Here is an 18,827-nt window from a genome sequence, read left to right on the forward strand (position 1 = left end):
CGGCTCATTTTCCGCCCGGTTCGGGGTCGAGGCGCGCCGTCGAGTAGCCGGCCGCCGTCCAGCCGTCGGTTCCTTTCGGATACCAGAAGACATGGGTATAGCCGTATTCCACGGCGCGCTTGGCGGCATTCCACGACATCCAGCAGCCGTCCAGACAGAAGAACAGGACCGGCCGATCCTTGTCGCCCGATGATGCCTTTTCCAGTCCGGCACGAAAGTAGTCCGCCATGACATCGGCCAGTTTGCCGTAGCCGACATTGGGCAGCCAGAGGGCACCGGGCACGGAGATCCGCGGCTTCTCGTTCCAGATGGTGCCGGCCGGGAGGTTGTCGGGTTTTGGCGGGCGCGGCAGGACGTCGACGAAGGCGACCTGGCCGGTCTTCCACAAGGCATAGGCGGTTTCGGTCGAGACAACCGTCGCCCCCTTCAGGGTGGCCGGCACGTCCGAGCGATATTCGCCGTCGCGGTAGCCGGCGGGTTCGTCGACCGCCCCGGCCGACGAGGCAACCAGCAGGATGAGGGCGGCCAATCGCCAGCGGATCATTTCATCGCCTCCAGCGGACCGGTTCCCATGTCGTTCATCAGCGGTACGCCGGCCTCCATGAGGATCGCGTTGATCTCGGCTTGGTTGCGGCGGATCAGCGAATTGAGCTTGCGCTCCCAGACCTTCTCGCCCTGCCGCACACCCATGGTGATCCGGTAGAACAGTCTGGGCGGCGTCGCCTCCGACAGCAGCGGCGTCACTTTCAGATCGGGATGGCTGGCCTTGACGATCGGGGCGCCGATCGGCCCCCACAGCACGGCCGCATCGATCACGCCGGATTCCAGATCGGCCAGCATGTCATCGGCTGGATCCTCGTAACGCCGGTCGACCATCAGATGGTAGCCCTTGGCTTTCGCCATCAGCCCGTTTCTGGCCATCTGCGTCGCCGGCGGCACGCCGGCCACGACACCGACCCTTTTGTCCTTGAGCAGAGGATCGGCCAGGGTGGTGACGCCGGCCAAAGGCCCGGTCGACGGGACGATCAGCACGAAAGCCGAGGTGTAATAGTGGTTGGTGTTCAGCACCAGTTCGTCGCCCTGGGCATAGCCGATCACCACATCGCAGGCATTGGCCTGCAAGGTCTTGCGGATGAAGCCGGTCGCCATCGGAAACCAGGTATATTCGAGCGGCAGGCCGAGCTTGGCCGCCATCAGTTCGGCGATCTTGTTCTCGAAGCCAGCGCCGGAGCGATCCGACATCGGCATGTTGGCCGGATCGGCGCAGACCCTAAACGCCGTCTTCGACACCAGATCCGAGGTCTGGGCCAGAGCCGGCGTGATGCCGGAGAGGCCCAGCATCACAGCGCCGATGGCGGCAGCCCAACTAGCGGCCGAGACAGTCGTTTTCAGCATCCCTGATCGCATCGGATTTCGCTTCCTTCTTGCCGGGGCGTCCACGCGGCACGGCATCGGCGCCGCGCGCCTTCAGATAGGTATAGATATCATCGAGATAACACATCACGTTGACGTTCTGCCCGAAGGCCGGCATCACCGAGTTTTCCGAGGCGTTGACCTTCTTGCGGCCATTGGTGACGACATTGACGAAGTCGTAATAATCCATGGCGATCGCCGACTTCTTCAGGGCCGGCGCATAACTCGACCCCTCGCCTTCAGGGCCGTGACAGACATGACATTCCGAGTGATAGCGTCTAAAGCCCGAATAGGTCATCCAGTCGATCGTGCCGTCCTCGGCGACCTTGAAGGTCGGAATATCGTCGGCGGTGTAATAGCGTCCGTTTTCCTCGCGCACCGCGGTAATATTGTCAGCAGCCGCGGGAGCCGCAGGTGTCGCGTCCTGAGCAACAGCGGTGCCGGCAGCAAGCATCAACGCAGCAAGGATCATCGGCAGGGCAGGTCGTGTTCTGGTCATCTTGTGTCCTTTTAGGCCTTGAGAACGAACCGGCGCGGGCTTTCGCTACCCGCGCCAGTCCCCTGGGCGAAGACTGCCGTTTACTTCGGCAGCGAGAACACGGTGAGCGTGCCACCGAGTGCGGTATAGTCGCTGAGGGCTGCATAGCCGCCAACAGCACCCAGACCGTCATTCGGATTGGTCAGACCAGCTGCCAGACCGATACCAGCCCAGCCGCCGACGCCCGAAAGCACGGCCACATACTGCTTGTCGGCATGGGTGTAGGTCATGACGTTGCCGATCACGCCGGACGGCGTCTTGAAGCGATAGAGTTCCTTGCCCGTCGTGGCATCGACTGCCTTCAGATACCCTTCCAGCGTCCCGTAGAAGACCACGTCGCCGGCTGTTGCCAGAGCGCCCGACCAGACGGAGAACTGTTCCGGCAGCGACCACTTGATCTTGCCTTCCTTGCCGTCCCAAGCAATGAAGTTGCCCATGCCGCCATGGCTGCCTTCCGGCGGATACATCGACAGCGTTGCCCCGACATAGGGCTGGCCGGCGGTATAGCTGACACGGAACGGCTCGTAGTCCATGCAGACATGGTTGGTCGGCACATAGAACAGCTCGGTCTTCGGCGAATAGGCCCCGGGCTGCTGGTCCTTGCTGCCGAGCGCTGCCGGGCAGATGCCTGTCGAGTTGGTGTCCTCGCCATTCTGCTGGGTCGAATACTGCGCGACCACCTGCGGCCGGCCATATTGCTCGGACTTCGGATCCATGACCACTTCGGTCGCCCAGTTGACGGTGGGGTCGTATTTCTCGGCCACCAACAGTTCGCCGGTGACGCGGTCCATCGTATAGCCGAAGCCGTTACGGTCGAAATGGGTCAGCAGCTTGCGATCCTTGCCGTCGATCTTCTGCTGCGTCAGGATCATTTCGTTGACGCCGTCATAGTCCCATTCGTCATGGGGCGTCATCTGGTAGACCCACTTGGCCTCGCCGGTGTCGACATCGCGAGCCCAGATGGTCATCGACCAACGGTTATCGCCAGGCCGCTGGGACGGGTTCCAGGTCGAAGGGTTGCCCGATCCGTAATACATCAGGTTTTCTTCGGCATCATAGGAATACCAGCCCCAGGTCGTGCCGCCACCGATCTTCCACTGATCGCCTTCCCAGGTCGTCAGACCGGAATCCGGACCGACCGGCTTGCCGAGATGGGTGGTCTTTTCCGGATTCATCAGCGTGTCGCTGTCCGGACCCATGGAATAACCGCGCCACAGGAGTTTGCCATCGGCCATCGAATAGGCCGTGACGGAACCGCGAACCCCGAACTCGCCGCCGGAGATGCCGACGATGACCTTGTCCTTGACCGGCAGAACGGTGGCGGTATTGGTCTCGCCCTTGGCCGGATCGCCGTTCTTGACGCTCCAGATCACCTTGCCGGTCTTGGCGTCCAGCGCCACGACCGTGGTATCGGCCTGGTGCAGGAAGATCTTGTTGTCGGCATAGGCCACGCCGCGATTGACGGTATCGCAGCACATCACCGGAATGACTTCCGAATCCTGTTTCGGCTCGTAGCGCCAGACGATCCGGCCTTCCTTGCTGAGATCCAGTGCATAGACGGTGTTGGGGAACGGCGTATGAACATACATCATGTCACCGATCACCAGCGGCGATCCTTCGTGACCGCGCAGAACCCCGGTCGAGAAGCTCCAGGCAACCTGCAGCTTGTCGACATTGTCCTTGTTGATCTGATCCAGCTTGGAATAACGCTGGTTGGCATAGTCGCCGGTCTGGATGGCCCATTGGTTGGGGTCATCGATTTGCTTTTGCAATTCCGGATTGGCGAGGGCGACCTGCGCGCCGCCTATCGACAAGAAGGCAAGCATTGTAAGAAGTCGTTTCATTTCATCCTCCCGTTGAGTGGTACCGATAAGGGCCTTCACCCTCCTCGCCCCGGGAAAACCTTGCGGTCTCCTCTTCCCCGGCATCGGCTCGCGAATTCACTATCCCCCATGGCCTCGGCAACCATTCCTCCGCTGCCGCGGCCGCTTTCTCCTGCTCGTCTCTGCCCTCCTCCTTGGTTTTTAAGGAAACGTCGCCAGATATGCGATCAGGTCGGCCCGTTCCTGATCCTTGCGCAATCCCGCAAAGGCCATCTTGGTACCGGGCAGGAACTCTTTCGGGCTGGTCACGAAGGCGCCGATCTTGTCCGGCGTCCAGACCAGCCCCGCCTCGGCCTGCTTGCTCATGGCCGCGGAATAGGCAAATCCCTCGCTCTTGCCGGCCGGCCGGCCAACGACGCCGGTCAGAACCGGGCCGACCTTGGCTTTGGCTTCCGGACCGATCGCGTGGCAGGCCTGACATTTGCGAAAGACCTTTTCGCCCGCCGCCGCATCGCCTGCTGCAGGGTCCATGGCATGGACCGGCGCAAAACCGCCGCAGAGCGCGCCACCCAACAGAACGGCAACCGTCAGCAAAGTATCCAGTCTCAAGGCCATGCGTTCCTCTCCCTCAGGCAGCGTTCAGCCGCTCTGCATGCCAGCGCACGTGGTCTTCGCCGAAGCTCGCCACGAAGTAATAGCTATGATCGTATCCCGCCTGCATGCGCAGCACGCCGGCCTGTCGCCGCTCGGCCAGCAGCCGTGCCATGGATTCGGGCTGCAATTGCCCTAGGAACTGGTCCGTCACGCCCTGGTCGATCAGGATATCACCCGGCCAGCCGAGTTCGCTCAGCAGCAGGCAGGCGTCATAATGGACCCAATGGGCCTCGTCCTCGCCGAGATAGGCGGAAAACTGCTTGCGCCCCCAGTCCGATCGGGTCGGATTGACGATGGGCGCAAAGGCCGAAACCGAGCGGAACAGCTGCGGATTGCGAAAGGCGATCGTCAGTGCTCCATGGCCGCCCATCGAATGGCCGGTAATGCCGTTGACCCCGTTCAACGGCAAGTGCTTTTCCAGCAGGGCCGGCAGTTCGGTGACGATATAATCGTACATGCGGTAGTGCCGCGACCAGGGTTTCTGCGTCGCGTTGACATAGAAGCCTGCGCCCTGCCCCAGATCATAGGCCTGATCGTCGGCCACGCCTTCGCCGCGCGGCGAGGTGTCGGGGAAAACCAGCGCCAGCCCCTGCTCGGCCGCATGCCGCTGCAGGCCCGCCTTGGTCATGGCATTCTCATGGGTGCAGGTCAGCCCCGAGAGATACCACAGCAGCGGCACCGGACGGGTCCGCGCCTGCGGCGGCAAAAAGAGGCCGAATGTCATCTCGACACCGCAAACCTCCGACGCATGCCGGTAAACCGACTGCGTGCCGCCGAAACACTGGTTTTGCGAGACGAGTTCCATTGTCATGCTCAATAGATCACGACGCCGCGGATGCTTTCGCCCTTGTGCATCATGTCGAAACCCTTGTTGATATCCTCGAGCGGCATGGTGTGGGTGATCATCGGGTCGATCTGGATCTTGCCCTGCATATACCAGTCGACGATCTTCGGCACGTCGGTGCGGCCGCGCGCGCCACCGAAGGCCGTGCCCATCCAGTTGCGTCCGGTGACCAGCTGGAACGGACGCGTCGAGATTTCCTGGCCGGCGCCGGCAACGCCAATGATCACCGACTTGCCCCAGCCGCGATGCGAGGCTTCCAGCGCCTGGCGCATGACCTTGGTATTGCCGGTGCAGTCGAAGGTATAGTCGGCGCCGCCGATCAGGTCGCCATTGCGCTTGGTCAGGTTGACCAGATAGGGCACGATGTCGTCGCCGACTTCCTTCGGATTGACGAAATGCGTCATGCCGAATTTTTCGCCCCATTCCTTGCGGTCATTGTTGATGTCGACGCCTATGATCATGTCGGCACCGGCAAGGCGAAGCCCCTGCAGCACGTTCAGCCCGATGCCGCCGAGCCCGAAGACGATGGCCGTGGCGCCGATCTCGACCTTGGCGGTGTTGATGACAGCGCCGATGCCGGTCGTCACGCCGCAGCCGATATAGCAGATCTTGTCGAACGGGGCGTCGGGGTTGACCTTGGCGACCGCGATCTCCGGCAGCACCGTGAAATTCGAAAAGGTCGAGCAGCCCATGTAATGGTGGATCTTGTCCTTACCGATCGAGAACCGCGACGTGCCGTCCGGCATCAGGCCCTGGCCTTGCGTCGAGCGGATGGCGGTGCAGAGATTGGTCTTGCGGCTGAGGCACGAATAACATTCGCGGCATTCGGGCGTATAGAGCGGGATGACATGGTCGCCCTTCTTCACCGAGGTCACGCCGGGGCCGACATCGACGACGATGCCGGCGCCCTCATGGCCGAGAATGGCCGGGAACAGGCCTTCGGGGTCGGCACCCGACAGGGTGAAATCATCGGTATGGCAGATACCGGTCGCCTTGACCTCGATCAGCACCTCGCCGGCGCGTGGGCCTTCGAGCTCGACTTCGGTAACAACAAGGGGTTTTCCGGCTTGAACCGCCAGAGCCGCGCGTGTGCGCATGAAATGCCTCCCGGTGACTTTAAGATCTCTATCGACCGCCTGTTGCGGCCTTGTCTGCAGATTACAGACCGGCCAAGCGCAAACACAATTGCGACCTTAGTGTGTAAATCGGCACCTTTGGTATCGCCCCTCGCCCGCCTATACTGAGCATCGATCGAACACGGAGACACGATGATGAGAGCCGCCGGTCATTCCCTTGGGTATTCCTTTGGTCCGGCACTCGGCCTGGCCCTTTGCCTGACGCTTGCGCCCGGCAAAACAGGGGCTGCGGACTTTTCCGACCCCGACTGGCCGTGCATCCAGCGCAAAGTCGAGAACCTCTCGGCGAGCCTGATGTGGCCGGAACCCGTGACCCGCATGCCGTTGTCGCCCGCCGCCACCGATCTGGTGGCCAAGCTGTCGCTTCGCCGCGTGACGTTGAAAGAGGCCGAAGCCGAAGTCGGCGCCTTCGTCGACAAGCAAGGCCCGGTCGATGGCCAAATGCTCGGCAATATCTTCTATGGTGTGTTCGAGGCGATTGCCGGCAATCGGCAAAGGCTGATCTCAGGCATTGCCCGCTATTCCCGCAGCCAGATCGCGCTGTCCTCGCGGATCGACGGAAGCCGGGTCGAAATGGCGAAACTGTCCGGCGAGACGCAACCGGATTTCGACCGCATCGACAGACTGGAGGAACAGATCGACTGGGACGAACGCATCTACCGCGATCGCTCGCAGGCGCTCACCTATGTCTGCGAAACGCCGGTGCTTCTGGAAAAGCGCGCCTATGCGATCGCCCAGATCCTGCTGAAACACATGCCGAAATGAGCGCCGCCTCTCAAGGATCCCATTCGAGTTCCGTATAGGCGACGGTGGCATTGCGCGGGTTGAACAGGTCGAACAGTTGCCAATGGCCGGCTTCGCTCCGGCCGATGGTCTCGGTGGCCACCCCCAGTGCCAGTCCGTCGTCGATCGCCTTTCGCGCGTCGGTCTCCAGCACGCCGAGATAGCGCTCCAGCGGCGCGGCTGCCTGCGGCCAGTCGAGCAGCGGCCCGCCGTGACCGGGCACGACATGCCGGGCCGGCAGGCCCTTCATCTGCGCCAGAACGGTTTGCCAACCGCGCAGCGACCCGTCAAGCGCCGGGATATACTCGTCAAACAGCAGGTCACCCGCAAAGAGGATTCCGGACCTCCGGTCGAGCACCGTCAGATCGGAAGCGCTATGGGCGGTTTGCCAGGCCTTGAGATCCAGGATCCGTCCACCAAGATCGATTGCCTCCTCCTGCACCACCACCCGATCCGGCACGGGGACGCGGCTGCCGAGGAAGGCCGCGCCGCCGATCAGCCGGGAGAAACTCGCCTGGTAGCTCTCGGCGCGATCCAGAAGAGCGCGCGGCAGGTTGGCCTGGCCGAGGATCGTGGCGCCTGCCTCTTTCAGCGGACCTGCGCCGAAAACATGATCGGGATGCATGTGGGTGAGGATCAGGTGAGAAATCGGCAGGGCACTGCGCTCGCGGATCGCCAGATAGAGCTCTTCGCCGACCTGGCGTGAGCCACCGGCATCGATCACCGCGATGCTGCCCGATCCAATGACAAAAGCAATGTTGGCGACGTCGCCGGCATTGGCCGGATCCGGCTCCGCCACGACGCCGCGATGCACGAAGACGCCGGGTGCCGCCTCGCTGAAGACAAGCGTCGAGGGCCTTCGCGGCGCGCAGAACGGCAGATCCTCCCTGGTTCCATCCGCCGGCTGGCGCGCGACGAGACGCACCGCCTGCTCGCAGGAGGCTTTCGTCGCGGCCGCAAAACCCGGCAGCAGCGCCGTCCGGCAGGTCTCACCGGCCGCGCCCGCATCCGGGCTGCCGACAGCGATCAGGCACATGGTCACGAATGCTTCGAACATGGCCGCCCTCCCCTCGCCTGCGCCGGCAGAACCTGCGTCCGCCGAAGTGCACCGGCAACCCATCCGAAAGGCTCGGTTCTGCGACAGGTTATTTCGGTCTATACTGATATTTGGCTCGACCCGCTGTCGTGCGCTGTCCTTGAAACGGGGACCTTGAACCATGCGACTGATGCTAACAGCGATGTCCGTCATGCTGGCGGCAGGCCTTGCCGCCGCGCAGCAGGATACCGCCGACAATCCGCTGGTCGAAGGACCGACCTGGAGCGCGCTGAAGGAGGATATCGTCGGCACGACGGACCTTCGCGATGGCGCCGCCCTGTTTACCCTCACCGCCCCCTATCGCGCCAACGATGCCGCGACGGTTCCGGTCACGATCGAGCAGACGGATTTGACCGGCGGGCCGATTCGGTCGTTGAAACTGGTGATCGATGAGAACCCTTCGCCGCTGGCCGCCGAAATCCGCTTCGGCCCGGCGATGACGCCGCTGAAATTCGAGACCCGGGTTCGGGTCAACCAGTATTCCAATATCCGGGCGATTGCCGAGACACCGCAAGGCAGCTTCATGACCGGTCGTTTCGTCAAGGCCTCCGGCGGCTGCTCGGCGCCGGCCACCAAGGATCCGGCGGCGGCCCTCAACGGCATGGGTGAAATGCGGCTGAAACTGTTCGACGGCACGGCGGCGATGTCAAATACCCGTCGTGAGGCGCAGATCATGATCCGCCATCCGAATTATTCCGGCCTGCAGCGCGACCAGATCACGCAATTGTTCATCGGCGCCCATTTCATCACCAAACTGGAAGTCAAACAGGGGGACGATCTGCTGTTTGCGCTGGACGGTGGAATTTCGGTCAGCGAGAACCCGGTGTTCCGCTTCAGCTATATCGACAACGGCGCGCCCGAGCTCACCATCCATGCCGTCGACACCGACGGCAACGCCTTCGATCAAATCCTGCCGAAGATGCCACCGGCCTGAAAACACTTTTAAAAGCACAGGATTTCCGCTTCCGCCTGGGCGCGGCGAAGATCGGCCACCATGGTGCGCGGCACGACGGCCGATTTGAACATCGCGGTCTGTTCGCCTCCGGCCTGCTGCAGCGACAGAACGGTCTCGGCCTCGATATATTTATCGTAAGGCAGGATCGAGGCGATCACGTCGATCGAACAGGAACATTGGCGCAGCGCCGTGCGGCTCTGGCCATTGGCCGCCATGCAGCCGAACACATAATCGGCCCTCGCCTCTGTCGGATAGTCGTTGAGGCGATCGGACATGCTCTGGCCGCCGGCCGGCAGGGCCGCGGCCAGCACGACCACCAGTGCGGCGAGCGGCGCGCGCATCATGGCTGTGCCTCCGCGGTTTTGAACGTGATGGCGTTGGAATAGCCGACGGCAGCGCCCGGGGCTGCGGGAACGGTGGCGACCAGCGAATAGTACAAGCCGGGAATGTCTTCCGATATGGTCACGGCCAGCGCCAGTTCGGCAAACCGCCCCATCCGGTCGCGCGCCTTGTCGTTGGTGAACGGCCGGATCGTCACCTCCCGCGCCTTGATCTCGCGGTTTTGATAATGGAGCGACACCGGCACGATCTGCGCGTCGCGCAGCAGGGCATCCTTGATGCGGTTGCGCAAATAGAAAGGGCTGCCGCCCGATTGCGCGGCGATATCGCCCAGGGCACTTTCGAGGAAATACATGATGACCGGATTGCCGACCGAAACGGGGTAGCTGCCAAGCCCGCGGGACTTTGTGCCCTGGTAGAGCGTCAGGGCGACATTGTCGTCCGGTTTGATCGTCAGGCCGATGCGGAAACTGCCGTCCAACTGTTCCTGACCGACGCCGGAGATGACTCTATCATAGACGAGCGTGCTCCGATCGGCGTCCTGGCTCGGCGCCGCTTCCAGTCCCTTCAGCGCCGTCGAGGGAAAGAGCATGTCATAGGTGCCGGTTCCGGCAGCAGACAGTGGCCCATGACCGATCCCGAGCAGCACCAGGGCAAGCAGAACAACGCGCATGAAAGACCCTCCCGTTGCGGACCTGTTTTTCAGGTCCCCGTTTGTTGGCGATCAGCCTATCGACAGCTGCGGCCATGTCATCGGAGACCTTGGTCTGTGTTTGTTTCATGCAACCCGCGCCCTGGTCTTCCAGTCGATCAGCGCCCGCAGCCGCACCAGTTGCACCGGTTTGGTCAGCACGGCGAACGACATTTCAGTACCGAGCCGCAGGAATTCCCGCTGCCGGTTGGCCGAAATGATCACCGCCGGGATTTCGACCCCTGACAATGCCCGCAGCGTGCGGATCGTCTCAATGCCGTTGTCGCCCTCGTCCAGATGGTAGTCGGCCAGCAGAATGTCGGGCGCCGTGCCGATCTCCTGCATCAGCGCCGCTGCATCGGCGGTGGAGCCTGCCGCCAGCACGCTGGCACCCCAGCTCTCCAGCATCTGCGTCATGGCGTGCAGTTCGGCAGCATCGTTCTCGACCACCATGACGATCAGATCGAGGCTGCCCTCGGGCACCCGTTCCATCAGCGGATTTTCGCAGACATTGCCATGGCCGGCTGCAGCCAGCGGCACCTCGATCGAAAAGACCGAGCCGCAGCCCGGCTGCGACACCAGCCGCACCGGATGTTCCAGATGCCGGCAGGCCCGCTCGACGATCGACAGGCCAAGCCCCATGCCGGTGCCTTTGCCCGCCCCGCCGACCCGCGTGAACTCGTTGAAGATCCGCGTCTGGTCCTCCTCCGAAATGCCGACGCCGGTATCCCAGACTTCGATCCTGAGCTTTGTGCCGTGCAGGCGGCAACCGACCAGTACCCGGCCGCGTTCGGTGTATTGAATGGCATTGACCACGAGATTCTGGACGCAGCGCATCAGATACCGCTGATCGCTGGTCACCCAGCGCGTCGAGGGCACGATCTGCAACTGGATGCCCTTTTCCGCCGCCAGCGGCGCCAGATCCTCGGCCAGGCCCTGCAGCAGACTGCCGAGGCTGAAGGAGGTGATGTTGAACTCGGCGCCGGAACTGTCGAGGCGCGAGATATCGAGAAGGGCCTGCAGCAGGGACTCAATTGAGGTGAAGGACCGGTTGAGCCGGTTGACGACATCCCTGGCGCCCGGCTCAACGGTGTCCGTCAGCATCGAGAGATAGAGCTTGGCGGCATTGATCGGCTGCAGAAGGTCGTGGCTGGCGGCCGCCAGAAAGCGGGTCTTGGAGGTATGGGCCGCCTCGGCGGCCTCCTTGGCCAGCCGCAGCGCCCCTTCGATCTGGTTCTGCTCCTCGGCATGGATCTGCAGCTGGCGGTTGGCCTCGGTCAGCTCGATGGTCCGCTCCTGGACCCGCTGCTCCAGAAGCGCTGCCGCCTCGCTTTCCGTCGTCACGTCCATGATCGAGACGATGAAGCCATCGTCGGGTAAGGAATGGATGCGGATGTCGAGGCGCATGCCGTCGCGGCGCCGGAACCGTTCCTGCACCGTTTCGCCCCGCCGCATGGCCTTGAACCAGCGGGCAAACTGCGGGCGCGCGCTGCGGCGATCGAGAATCTCGTGGCGCTCGACATGATCGACGATGCGCTGGAACCGGCTACCCTTCTTCAGAAGAGACAGCGGCACGCCGAGCAGCTCGCTGAAGCGCTCGTTGCGCACCAGCAGGTCGCCTCGCGACGAAAACGTACAGATCCCGAGCGACATATGGTCGAAGGCCGCCTGCAGGAAATGCGCCTGCTGGTCGATCAGCCGGTTCTTCTCGCGGCGGTTTTCCCGGACGATGTCGGTGATCTCGGTCTGCAACACTGTGATGTTGTCGGAACTGGTCTGCCGGTAGGAGATCTGGAACCACCGGTCGTTTCGAAGCGCCATGACGAAAGACGAAAAACGCTGGCCGGCCCGCTGCGCCCTGACAACCGGCTGGGCGCGGCCCGTCACGCCGTTTTCGTCCTGGTTCAGGTATTTGCTGGCATTGACCGCTGCCAGGTAATCCTCGAAACCGAGGCCCGGCTTGATCAGCGGTTCGACATCGGGCAGCAGATGGCGGAATTGGGCATTGCAGACCTGGAGCCGGTCCTCGAAGAACAGCGCGAAGCCGCCTTCCATGGCGACCATGGCATCGGCGAGGTTTCGCTGGATACGCTCCTGCGCCTGATAGGCGATCTCCAGTTCGCTGGATGCCCTGCCGAGCGTGTCGAGCGCCTTTTCCAGGTCCTTGGTCTTTTCCCAGACCTCGGTCTGCAGGGCAATCGCCGATTCGAACAGCGAATAGGCCGATCCGCCGACGTCATGGCCGCGCTCGGCGCGGTTGATCAGCGCCTCGATGATCTTGGCCTGCTTGGCCAGTTGCATCTCGTAGGGTTCATCGGGATTGATCATAGCGGCGCCCCTCCCTTTGGCCGGAAGAAGGCGACGCCGACGAAGGTCTGGTTCACATGCACGCCGAGATGCTGTTCGCCATAGGTGCTGAAGCCAACCACCCGGCGCTGCCGGAACCGATCCGACGCCTCCATGTCGAGACCCTTGCGCTCGATTTCCAGCTTGCGCAGATAACAGTCGAAACCCAGGATGAAATCGGGTGCATCGCCGTCCTTGTCGCAGACCGAAAGCCCGGTATCCAGCGTGCGGATGATCTCCTTGCCGCGGCCGAGCGTCAGCAGCAGGCCGTCGTCGATCGCCGACAGGAAGGTCAGACCGTTTGTGCCGTGGATCTGCTGGATGGCCCTGACATGGTAGAGATTGCGATTGCGCACCAGGACCGGGTTCTCGGCGAAGATCTTCGGCGAAAGGTCTTCAACCGGCACCTGGATCATCCGGGCATATTCCTGGGCTGCGGGCGAGCCGTTGATCTCCAGCACCAGCCGTTCCTCCGGAATGGCGCGGGTGACGACCATGCGCTTTTCGGTGGGCTGGAAATGATCGAAACCGAGACCGCTGAAGGCCAGATCGGTTTCCAACAGCAGCAGCAGGGCGGCATTGCTGTGGAACTCGCCATTGCGCAGCACCTGCGTTTTCTCAAACCGCAGCCCATCGCCGGCCGAACCGCCGAACACCGGAATATCCTTCAGTCCGGCTTCAAGCGCCGCCACCAGAATATCCTCCTGTTTGGACAGGCCGTCGGCAAAGATCAAGGCCAGGCGCTTGCGGCCGGGAGTGGCGCGGAACTGCGATGCGAGCCGCTCGGTTTGCGAGACGACATCGGCGATCGACACCGGCGAGATCGGCGAAAACAGGGTTGAGGCGACCCGGAAGTGCTTGCGCTCGAAGGCGATCGCCAGCAGCGCGTCGTCCTCATAGCCGCGCGAGGTGATCTGACCGGCCGTCGTGCAGCCAAAGACAACCGTGTCCGCCAAGGCCCCGTGCAGGGCCTTGGCAAGGGCTTCGGGCTGCAACCTGTTCGGCACGAACAGAAGGATGAAGCTCGGCCGTGCACTGGCGAGTTGCCGGCTGATCTCGGCCAGCGCAACGGCGGCATCCTCGGCATGCGACACGGCAAGCCGCACCGCCACTGCCGGATTGCGGTCAAGATCGTCGACAGCCGTCATGTGCCGTCATCCCCTGTTGTCCAGAACCGCGCCTGCTTCGGTATGGCTCATTGCAGGCTGTGGCGGATCGACACTTCACGCACCAGCATCGCCGCCTGCGTCCGGTTATGAACCCCCAGCCGCCGCAGAAGCGCTGTGATATGCGCCTTCACGGTTGCCTCGGCGAGTTGCATTTCATAGGCGATCAGCTTGTTCGGCATGCCTTCGCAGATCAACCCGAGGATGCGGGTCTGCTGCTGCGACAGATGGGCGATCTTGCGCGAGATGGTTTCCGCCGACCGATCGGTGGCCGTGGCCCGGCTTGGCATGGTGTAGCCGGGCGGCACATAGGTCTTGCCGTTCCAGATATCCTGCATGGCATCCTGAAAACTCTGGCGACCGATGTCCTTGGGAATGAACCCCGCGGCTCCGGCGGCAATCACCGACTGGATGACGCCCTCCGTGGTGATCGCCGAAATGACGATCACCGGTATATCCGGGGTCTTTTCCTTGATCTTTAGAAAGCCGCTCAGGCCCGACGCATCGGGCAGGTTCAGGTCCAGCATGATCAGATCGGGTGAAAACCGCAGCCGTAATTGCTGCAGCGCCTCACCCAGCGACGTCGCTGTTCGAATACGGCGCGTATTGAAGATGCTTTCCATCGTCGTGGCCAAGGCATCGCAATACAGCGGGTGATCATCGATCACCAGCGCCGACTTTATCGAAAGCGAGTGGACGGACAAATCGGTCCGCGACATGGCTCTCCTCCCAAAAATATTTCCTAGTCGAAAATCAGGGAGCAGCCTTAAACGACTCCATATAACACTGGATAATATCTCTGCTCCCATTTGCGGCCATGCTCTCCCCAGCACAACCACACCCCAAGTTGTTGCACAGTTTGAGAGGTCATGCAATTGCCGCGTGCCGCTCGACGGGGATTGGATACATGCCGATCTCACGGGGTTCCGGAGAGAATTCAGGTGTCCTGTCGATGAAGTGCCATGTCGACAACAACAGATCTTTGGACGGACAATGCGCTGATCTTCACCGGTCGAACCCCATCGGCGCTGACATGCGGGAGCTTCGGGCGGTGTCCCGTTGCCATCGTCATCGCCAGAATCATGACGACAAGCGCCGCGACAAACAGCGTACCGGGGGTCACTAGCTTGGAAATCATGCAGGCTCTCGCGTTTCGATAGCACCCAGTATCGAGGAGCAACCTGACAGCGTGCTGAATGGCCGGCACGTCATTCAGGCTGTTGTCAGGAAAACCGCCGATCTAGCCGGTGTCGCGACCTCGCAGACGCAGCGCTCCCCATGGCGTGGCGTTTTTGATCCGGCGCGATACGCAGATCGAAAGGAACTTCCGTGAGCACGATCGTCGCTCCTCCACGGCACCTCTGTCTGACACGGCCAGCCATCGGCAGCGCCACGCTCAGCATTGTCACCGCCCTCTATCTTCTGCTGCTGGCCAACCAGACATTCTGGTCCAAGGGCTTTGCCTACATGACCGGTCAGCCGCTGGCCACCGGCTTGCTGGTCCTTGGCCTGGCAGCGATCTTCATTGCCGTTTGCGTGACCTTCTCCGTCAAATACGTGACGAAGCCGCTGTTCATCGGGCTCATTCTGGCCAGCGCCGCCAGCTCGTGGTTCATGGATCATTTCGGCGTCATCATCGACGTCGAGATGATCCGCAACGCCGCGGAAACCACGCCGGCGGAAGCCGGACACCTGGTGACGCCGGCCTTTCTCCTGCATATGGCGCTTTACGGTTTTCTGCCGTCTGCCCTGATCGCCCTGGTGCGCATCGTGCACCGTCCCATCCTTCAGAAGGTGAAATGGAACCTCGCCGTCATTCTGCCCTGCCTGGTCGTCTTCGCCGCCTCAGGTCTCTCCCATGCCAGCACCTACGCCTCCGTCACGCGCGAACATCGCGACTGGTTCGCGACCCTCAATCCCTTGATCCCGCTTGCCAGCACCGTGGGTTACGCCATCGGTCGCGGTTCGGAGCGCGATATCGTCGCCCAGCCGATCGGCCAGGACGCCCATGTGGCAGGCCCTCCTGTCAGCGCCCGAAAGCCGCGGCTCACGATCATCGTCGCCGGCGAAACCGCACGGGCGGAAAACTTCTCGCTGAACGGCTATGCCCGCCAGACCAATCCGGAACTGGCCAGGCGGGATATCACCTATTTCACCGACACCAGCAGCTGCGGCACGGCGACGGCGGTGTCGCTACCGTGCATGTTCTCGGTCTATCCCAAGGCGACCTACAGCCACACCCGGGGACTGGACACCGAAAACCTTTTGGATGTGCTGACCCATGCCGGCATCAGGGCCGAATGGTGGGATAACAATACCGGCAGCAAGCAGATCGCCAACCGGGTCGCGCAGCAGTCGATGCCGGACACCAAGGATCCCCGCTTCTGCAAGGACGGCGAATGCGAGGACGGCGTCATGCTCGCCCGCCTCGACGCCTTTATGGACACGGTCGATCGCGATACGGTCCTGGTCCTGCACCAGATCGGCAGTCACGGCCCGGCCTATTACCAGCGCTACCCCGAGAGCTTCCGCAAATTCACCCCCGACTGCCGCACCGCGGAATTCGCCGATTGCACTCAGCCGGAAATCGTCAACGCCTATGACAACACGATCCTTTATACCGATCATGTCCTGGCAACGATCATCGACAAGCTGGCAGCGCGGCAGGACCGCCTGTCGCCGGCGATGATCTACATGTCCGATCACGGCGAATCGCTCGGCGAATTCGGCCTTTATCTGCACGGCGCACCCTATATGATCGCGCCGTCGCAGCAGACCCATGTGCCTTTCGTTCTCTGGCAGGGCCGGCAAGAAAAGAAGCAGATGGATCAGGCCTGCCTGAAGGCCGAAGCCGTCAAGCCGACCTCCCATGACAACCTGTTCCACACCGTGCTCGGCATGATGCATGTCGAGACATCGGTGCGCGACCAGGCGCTCGACCTGGTCGCGGCCTGCCGGACGACAGCTCCATCATAGTTGGTCCCGTTTCGAGGGGTCGAAACAATGCCGGCCGTCTGTCTACCGGGCCAGCCTTTCGCCTTTCAGCCGCAGAACAACGATGACCCCCTCGATCGACCAGTCATAGGTGATCGTCCCGCCGAGTTGACCGGTTACGCTTCGGTTGAGCAGCTTGCTGCCATAGCCCTCGGCGCCATCGGGAGGCTCGACCTCCGGTCCGCCGCGCTCGGTCCATGTCAGCGTCACATCGTTGTCTTCCGTGGAGCCGGAAAGATCGAGAATGCCTGTGTCCACGGAGAGTGCGCCGTATTTCAGGGAGTTCGTCGCCAGTTCGTGGAAGATCAGCGACAGCGCTGTTGCCGCTGCCTCGCCCACCCCCATGCGCGGCACAGCCACCCGGATGCGGCCCTTGAAGGCGCCGAGATCTTCGTAAGGCGACAGCAGGACCGACAGGAGATCACCCAGAAGGGCCGCGTGACCCTGGCTGCCGGGAAGCGGACGCACCAGATCATGGGCCCGGCCAAGGGCCGACAATCGGCCCGTCAGCTCGACTGCCATTTCCTTGGCGGTCGTCGTCGACTGCGAGGTGATATTGGTCAGCCCCACGGCAATCGCCAGCAGATTCTTGACCCGATGGCTCATTTCGCCGGCAAGCAACTCGTTGCCTTCTTCCGCCTGCTTGCGCCCGGTTACATCGAGAAAGACGCCGAACATCTGTCCCTCGTGCAGCGCCAAGTCGTCGCCGATCCCGCGCGCCGAAATCCAACGGATATCCTCTTCCACCAGAATGCGAAAGTCGATCTCGTAAGGTCCGACGATGCCGCGCGTCGCCGTAAAGGCAGCCCGCACGCGATCGCGGTCGGCCGGGTGGATATGCGCCGACAGATCCTCGAATTTGACTTCGGCGCTTTTGACAAGTCCCCAGAGTTTGAAAGCCTGGTCGTCCATCGCAAAATGGTCATTGGCGACATTCCACGACCAGAGCGCCACGCCGGCTGCATTGATGGCACGGCGCAGGTTATCTGGCTTCCAAAGGGGATGGTGAGGGTCGCTAAAGGGCATCGACTCATCTTTCCGAGAAAAATCTTTAAAAAAGGAACTTTACTCGTATCGCAAAACACCACCCTTTGTGCGAATTCCATCGCATCATTGTGCAGCGCCGGCAAATCAGCTTATGCGCTGGATTCATGGGGCAACCGCAAAAGACACCGCGACGTTGCCGCCGCGGTGTCTTTATCGTTCTAGGCGCCGGTGATCCCCGGGCGATCAGGCGATGTCGTCGGGCATGGGCGCACGCTTGCGACCGGTCAGCATGGCTTTCACCAGATTTTCGTGATGCCGCAGGCTTTCCACCAGCACGCCGGCCAGATGCAGACCGACGCAGAGCAGCAGTAGATCGGCGAGCGTTTCATGCACATCCTCGACCCATTCGACGCCCCAATAGGCATCCGTGGTCTGCATCCAGCCGGTCAAGGCAATCGCCGCCATGCCGGCCATCAGGATCAGCACCATGACGGCACCGAGCGGATTGTGACCGAGATAACGACGGTCGCGGTTGCCGATCATGTCGCGGGCATAGGAGAGCACCGCGGCCGGGCTTCTGACGAACTGGCTGAAGCGGGCATAGCGGCTACCCGCAAAGCCCATGACCAGCCGGCAGGCGACGAGTGCGCCGGCGGCATAGCCGGCGAACTCATGCACGTCCTTCAACTCGTCCGCCGTCAGCCAGGCGACCGCGAAACTTGCCGCCAGCGCCCAGTGAAAGACCCTGACATAGGGGTCCCACACGTTCACGGTGGCGCTCATCGATCAGTTCTCGATCTTCATGTCGACGGCAGCAAGGCTCTTCGGATCGAAAAGGGCTTCGACCTTTTCACCCTTGGCGTTCATCGCATAGGCCTCGTAACAGCCATCCTCGGTCTTGATCGTGCGAACCTTCCAGCCGTCGCCTTCAAGCTTGGTCTTGAGGGCTTCGCGCGGCTGCCAGTCGGTCATCGGCACATTGCATTTGTCGGCCGCGAAAGCGGCTCCGGCCAGGACGACATTGACGGCGGCGGCAGCAAGCAAAATCTTCATTGGGTTTCT

At 62.2% G+C, this 18,827-nt stretch carries 20 protein-coding genes; 3 read left to right on the forward strand and 17 right to left on the reverse strand.

Annotation, left to right across the window (positions count from 1 at the left end):
• Nucleotides 1-4: 4 nt before the first annotated feature.
• The 7 genes from HGO38_RS11995 to HGO38_RS12025 all read right to left on the reverse strand — a co-directional run bounded on the left by HGO38_RS11995 (nt 5) and on the right by HGO38_RS12025 (nt 6,369).
• Complete coding sequence (locus HGO38_RS11995) at nt 5-544, reverse strand: PQQ-dependent catabolism-associated CXXCW motif protein (protein WP_250956123.1); 540 nt, start codon at nt 542-544, stop codon at nt 5-7.
• Nucleotides 541-1,407, reverse strand: a complete 867-nt coding sequence (locus HGO38_RS12000; RefSeq protein ID WP_250956124.1) for a substrate-binding domain-containing protein — start codon at nt 1,405-1,407, stop codon at nt 541-543. The genes HGO38_RS11995 and HGO38_RS12000 overlap by 4 nt, the downstream gene beginning before the upstream one ends.
• Nucleotides 1,367-1,912 carry a c-type cytochrome, methanol metabolism-related gene (locus HGO38_RS12005; RefSeq protein WP_250956125.1) on the reverse strand — a complete coding sequence of 182 codons (546 nt, stop codon included), beginning with the start codon at nt 1,910-1,912 and terminating at the stop codon, nt 1,367-1,369. Before HGO38_RS12005 ends, HGO38_RS12000 begins: the two co-directional genes overlap by 41 nt.
• A gap of 80 nt (nt 1,913-1,992) precedes the next feature.
• A complete protein-coding gene (gene xoxF5, locus HGO38_RS12010) occupies nt 1,993-3,795 on the reverse strand; it encodes a lanthanide-dependent methanol dehydrogenase XoxF5 (protein ID WP_250956126.1) in 1,803 nt (600 codons plus the stop codon).
• A 180-nt stretch (nt 3,796-3,975) separates the two neighbouring features.
• On the reverse strand, nt 3,976-4,389 hold the full coding sequence (locus tag HGO38_RS12015) for a c-type cytochrome (RefSeq protein WP_250956127.1): 414 nt from the start codon (nt 4,387-4,389) through the stop codon (nt 3,976-3,978).
• A gap of 13 nt (nt 4,390-4,402) precedes the next feature.
• Nucleotides 4,403-5,233, reverse strand: a complete 831-nt coding sequence (fghA, locus tag HGO38_RS12020) for an S-formylglutathione hydrolase (protein ID WP_250956289.1) — start codon at nt 5,231-5,233, stop codon at nt 4,403-4,405.
• Nucleotides 5,234-5,241: 8 nt separating this feature from the next.
• Nucleotides 5,242-6,369, reverse strand: coding sequence for an S-(hydroxymethyl)glutathione dehydrogenase/class III alcohol dehydrogenase (locus tag HGO38_RS12025; RefSeq protein WP_250956128.1), 1,128 nt, complete (start codon nt 6,367-6,369; stop codon nt 5,242-5,244).
• Between the two features lie 174 nt (nt 6,370-6,543).
• On the opposite strand from HGO38_RS12025, the gene HGO38_RS12030 reads away from it, so the two are divergent.
• Nucleotides 6,544-7,173, forward strand: a complete 630-nt coding sequence (locus HGO38_RS12030; protein WP_250956290.1) for a hypothetical protein — start codon at nt 6,544-6,546, stop codon at nt 7,171-7,173.
• A 10-nt stretch (nt 7,174-7,183) separates the two neighbouring features.
• Here HGO38_RS12030 and HGO38_RS12035 read toward each other — a convergent pair whose 3' ends face one another.
• Nucleotides 7,184-8,248 (reverse strand): quinoprotein relay system zinc metallohydrolase 2, encoded by a 1,065-nt coding sequence (locus HGO38_RS12035; protein ID WP_250956129.1) that lies wholly within the window; start codon nt 8,246-8,248, stop codon nt 7,184-7,186.
• A 160-nt stretch (nt 8,249-8,408) separates the two neighbouring features.
• Between HGO38_RS12035 and HGO38_RS12040 the strand changes: the two genes are divergently transcribed.
• On the forward strand, nt 8,409-9,221 hold the full coding sequence (locus tag HGO38_RS12040; protein ID WP_250956130.1) for a quinoprotein dehydrogenase-associated SoxYZ-like carrier: 813 nt from the start codon (nt 8,409-8,411) through the stop codon (nt 9,219-9,221).
• An 8-nt stretch (nt 9,222-9,229) separates the two neighbouring features.
• Here HGO38_RS12040 and HGO38_RS12045 read toward each other — a convergent pair whose 3' ends face one another.
• The 6 genes from HGO38_RS12045 to HGO38_RS12070 form a co-directional block, all read right to left on the reverse strand.
• Nucleotides 9,230-9,586, reverse strand: a complete 357-nt coding sequence (locus HGO38_RS12045) for a hypothetical protein (protein ID WP_250956131.1) — start codon at nt 9,584-9,586, stop codon at nt 9,230-9,232.
• Nucleotides 9,583-10,254: a hypothetical protein gene (locus tag HGO38_RS12050; RefSeq protein ID WP_250956132.1), complete on the reverse strand. Its 672-nt coding sequence runs from the start codon at nt 10,252-10,254 to the stop codon at nt 9,583-9,585. Before HGO38_RS12050 ends, HGO38_RS12045 begins: the two co-directional genes overlap by 4 nt.
• 105 nt (nt 10,255-10,359) lie before the next feature.
• Nucleotides 10,360-12,600, reverse strand: coding sequence for a hybrid sensor histidine kinase/response regulator (locus tag HGO38_RS12055; RefSeq protein ID WP_250956133.1), 2,241 nt, complete (start codon nt 12,598-12,600; stop codon nt 10,360-10,362).
• Nucleotides 12,597-13,766, reverse strand: a complete 1,170-nt coding sequence (locus HGO38_RS12060; RefSeq protein WP_250956134.1) for an FIST signal transduction protein — start codon at nt 13,764-13,766, stop codon at nt 12,597-12,599. The genes HGO38_RS12055 and HGO38_RS12060 overlap by 4 nt, the downstream gene beginning before the upstream one ends.
• A 47-nt stretch (nt 13,767-13,813) precedes the next feature.
• Complete coding sequence (locus HGO38_RS12065) at nt 13,814-14,503, reverse strand: response regulator (protein WP_250956135.1); 690 nt, start codon at nt 14,501-14,503, stop codon at nt 13,814-13,816.
• Nucleotides 14,504-14,721: 218 nt separating this feature from the next.
• Nucleotides 14,722-14,922, reverse strand: a complete 201-nt coding sequence (locus tag HGO38_RS12070; protein ID WP_250956136.1) for a hypothetical protein — start codon at nt 14,920-14,922, stop codon at nt 14,722-14,724.
• A gap of 191 nt (nt 14,923-15,113) precedes the next feature.
• Between HGO38_RS12070 and HGO38_RS12075 the strand changes: the two genes are divergently transcribed.
• Nucleotides 15,114-16,760, forward strand: coding sequence for a phosphoethanolamine transferase (locus HGO38_RS12075; RefSeq protein ID WP_250956137.1), 1,647 nt, complete (start codon nt 15,114-15,116; stop codon nt 16,758-16,760).
• Nucleotides 16,761-16,802: 42 nt separating this feature from the next.
• Here HGO38_RS12075 and HGO38_RS12080 read toward each other — a convergent pair whose 3' ends face one another.
• From HGO38_RS12080 to HGO38_RS12090, 3 genes are all read right to left on the reverse strand, one after another.
• Nucleotides 16,803-17,804 (reverse strand): sensor histidine kinase, encoded by a 1,002-nt coding sequence (locus tag HGO38_RS12080; RefSeq protein WP_250956138.1) that lies wholly within the window; start codon nt 17,802-17,804, stop codon nt 16,803-16,805.
• A 204-nt stretch (nt 17,805-18,008) separates the two neighbouring features.
• Entirely contained in the window at nt 18,009-18,548 is a 540-nt protein-coding gene (locus HGO38_RS12085; protein WP_250956139.1) for a cytochrome b/b6 domain-containing protein, read from the reverse strand.
• Nucleotides 18,549-18,551: 3 nt separating this feature from the next.
• Nucleotides 18,552-18,818, reverse strand: a complete 267-nt coding sequence (locus tag HGO38_RS12090; RefSeq protein ID WP_250956140.1) for a PepSY domain-containing protein — start codon at nt 18,816-18,818, stop codon at nt 18,552-18,554.
• Nucleotides 18,819-18,827: the final 9 nt, after the last annotated feature.

Origin of the sequence: Rhizobium sp. CG5 (assembly GCF_023701945.1) — a bacterium.
GTDB lineage: Bacteria > Pseudomonadota > Alphaproteobacteria > Rhizobiales > Rhizobiaceae > Allorhizobium.

Coding starts and splice junctions, on each gene's coding strand:
- HGO38_RS11995 (WP_250956123.1), bottom strand. CDS start 544: ATGATCCGCTGGCGATTGGCCGCCCTCATCCTGCTGGTTGCCTCGTCG.
- HGO38_RS12065 (WP_250956135.1), bottom strand. CDS start 14,503: ATGTCGCGGACCGATTTGTCCGTCCACTCGCTTTCGATAAAGTCGGCG.
- HGO38_RS12005 (WP_250956125.1), bottom strand. CDS start 1,912: ATGACCAGAACACGACCTGCCCTGCCGATGATCCTTGCTGCGTTGATG.
- HGO38_RS12070 (WP_250956136.1), bottom strand. CDS start 14,922: ATGATTTCCAAGCTAGTGACCCCCGGTACGCTGTTTGTCGCGGCGCTT.
- HGO38_RS12055 (WP_250956133.1), bottom strand. CDS start 12,600: ATGATCAATCCCGATGAACCCTACGAGATGCAACTGGCCAAGCAGGCC.
- HGO38_RS12090 (WP_250956140.1), bottom strand. CDS start 18,818: ATGAAGATTTTGCTTGCTGCCGCCGCCGTCAATGTCGTCCTGGCCGGA.
- HGO38_RS12025 (WP_250956128.1), bottom strand. CDS start 6,369: ATGCGCACACGCGCGGCTCTGGCGGTTCAAGCCGGAAAACCCCTTGTT.
- HGO38_RS12085 (WP_250956139.1), bottom strand. CDS start 18,548: ATGAGCGCCACCGTGAACGTGTGGGACCCCTATGTCAGGGTCTTTCAC.
- HGO38_RS12015 (WP_250956127.1), bottom strand. CDS start 4,389: ATGGCCTTGAGACTGGATACTTTGCTGACGGTTGCCGTTCTGTTGGGT.
- HGO38_RS12035 (WP_250956129.1), bottom strand. CDS start 8,248: ATGTTCGAAGCATTCGTGACCATGTGCCTGATCGCTGTCGGCAGCCCG.
- HGO38_RS12050 (WP_250956132.1), bottom strand. CDS start 10,254: ATGCGCGTTGTTCTGCTTGCCCTGGTGCTGCTCGGGATCGGTCATGGG.
- fghA (WP_250956289.1), bottom strand. CDS start 5,233: ATGGAACTCGTCTCGCAAAACCAGTGTTTCGGCGGCACGCAGTCGGTT.
- HGO38_RS12030 (WP_250956290.1), top strand. CDS start 6,544: ATGAGAGCCGCCGGTCATTCCCTTGGGTATTCCTTTGGTCCGGCACTC.
- HGO38_RS12000 (WP_250956124.1), bottom strand. CDS start 1,407: ATGCGATCAGGGATGCTGAAAACGACTGTCTCGGCCGCTAGTTGGGCT.
- HGO38_RS12060 (WP_250956134.1), bottom strand. CDS start 13,766: ATGACGGCTGTCGACGATCTTGACCGCAATCCGGCAGTGGCGGTGCGG.
- HGO38_RS12040 (WP_250956130.1), top strand. CDS start 8,409: ATGCGACTGATGCTAACAGCGATGTCCGTCATGCTGGCGGCAGGCCTT.
- HGO38_RS12045 (WP_250956131.1), bottom strand. CDS start 9,586: ATGATGCGCGCGCCGCTCGCCGCACTGGTGGTCGTGCTGGCCGCGGCC.
- xoxF5 (WP_250956126.1), bottom strand. CDS start 3,795: ATGAAACGACTTCTTACAATGCTTGCCTTCTTGTCGATAGGCGGCGCG.
- HGO38_RS12080 (WP_250956138.1), bottom strand. CDS start 17,804: ATGCCCTTTAGCGACCCTCACCATCCCCTTTGGAAGCCAGATAACCTG.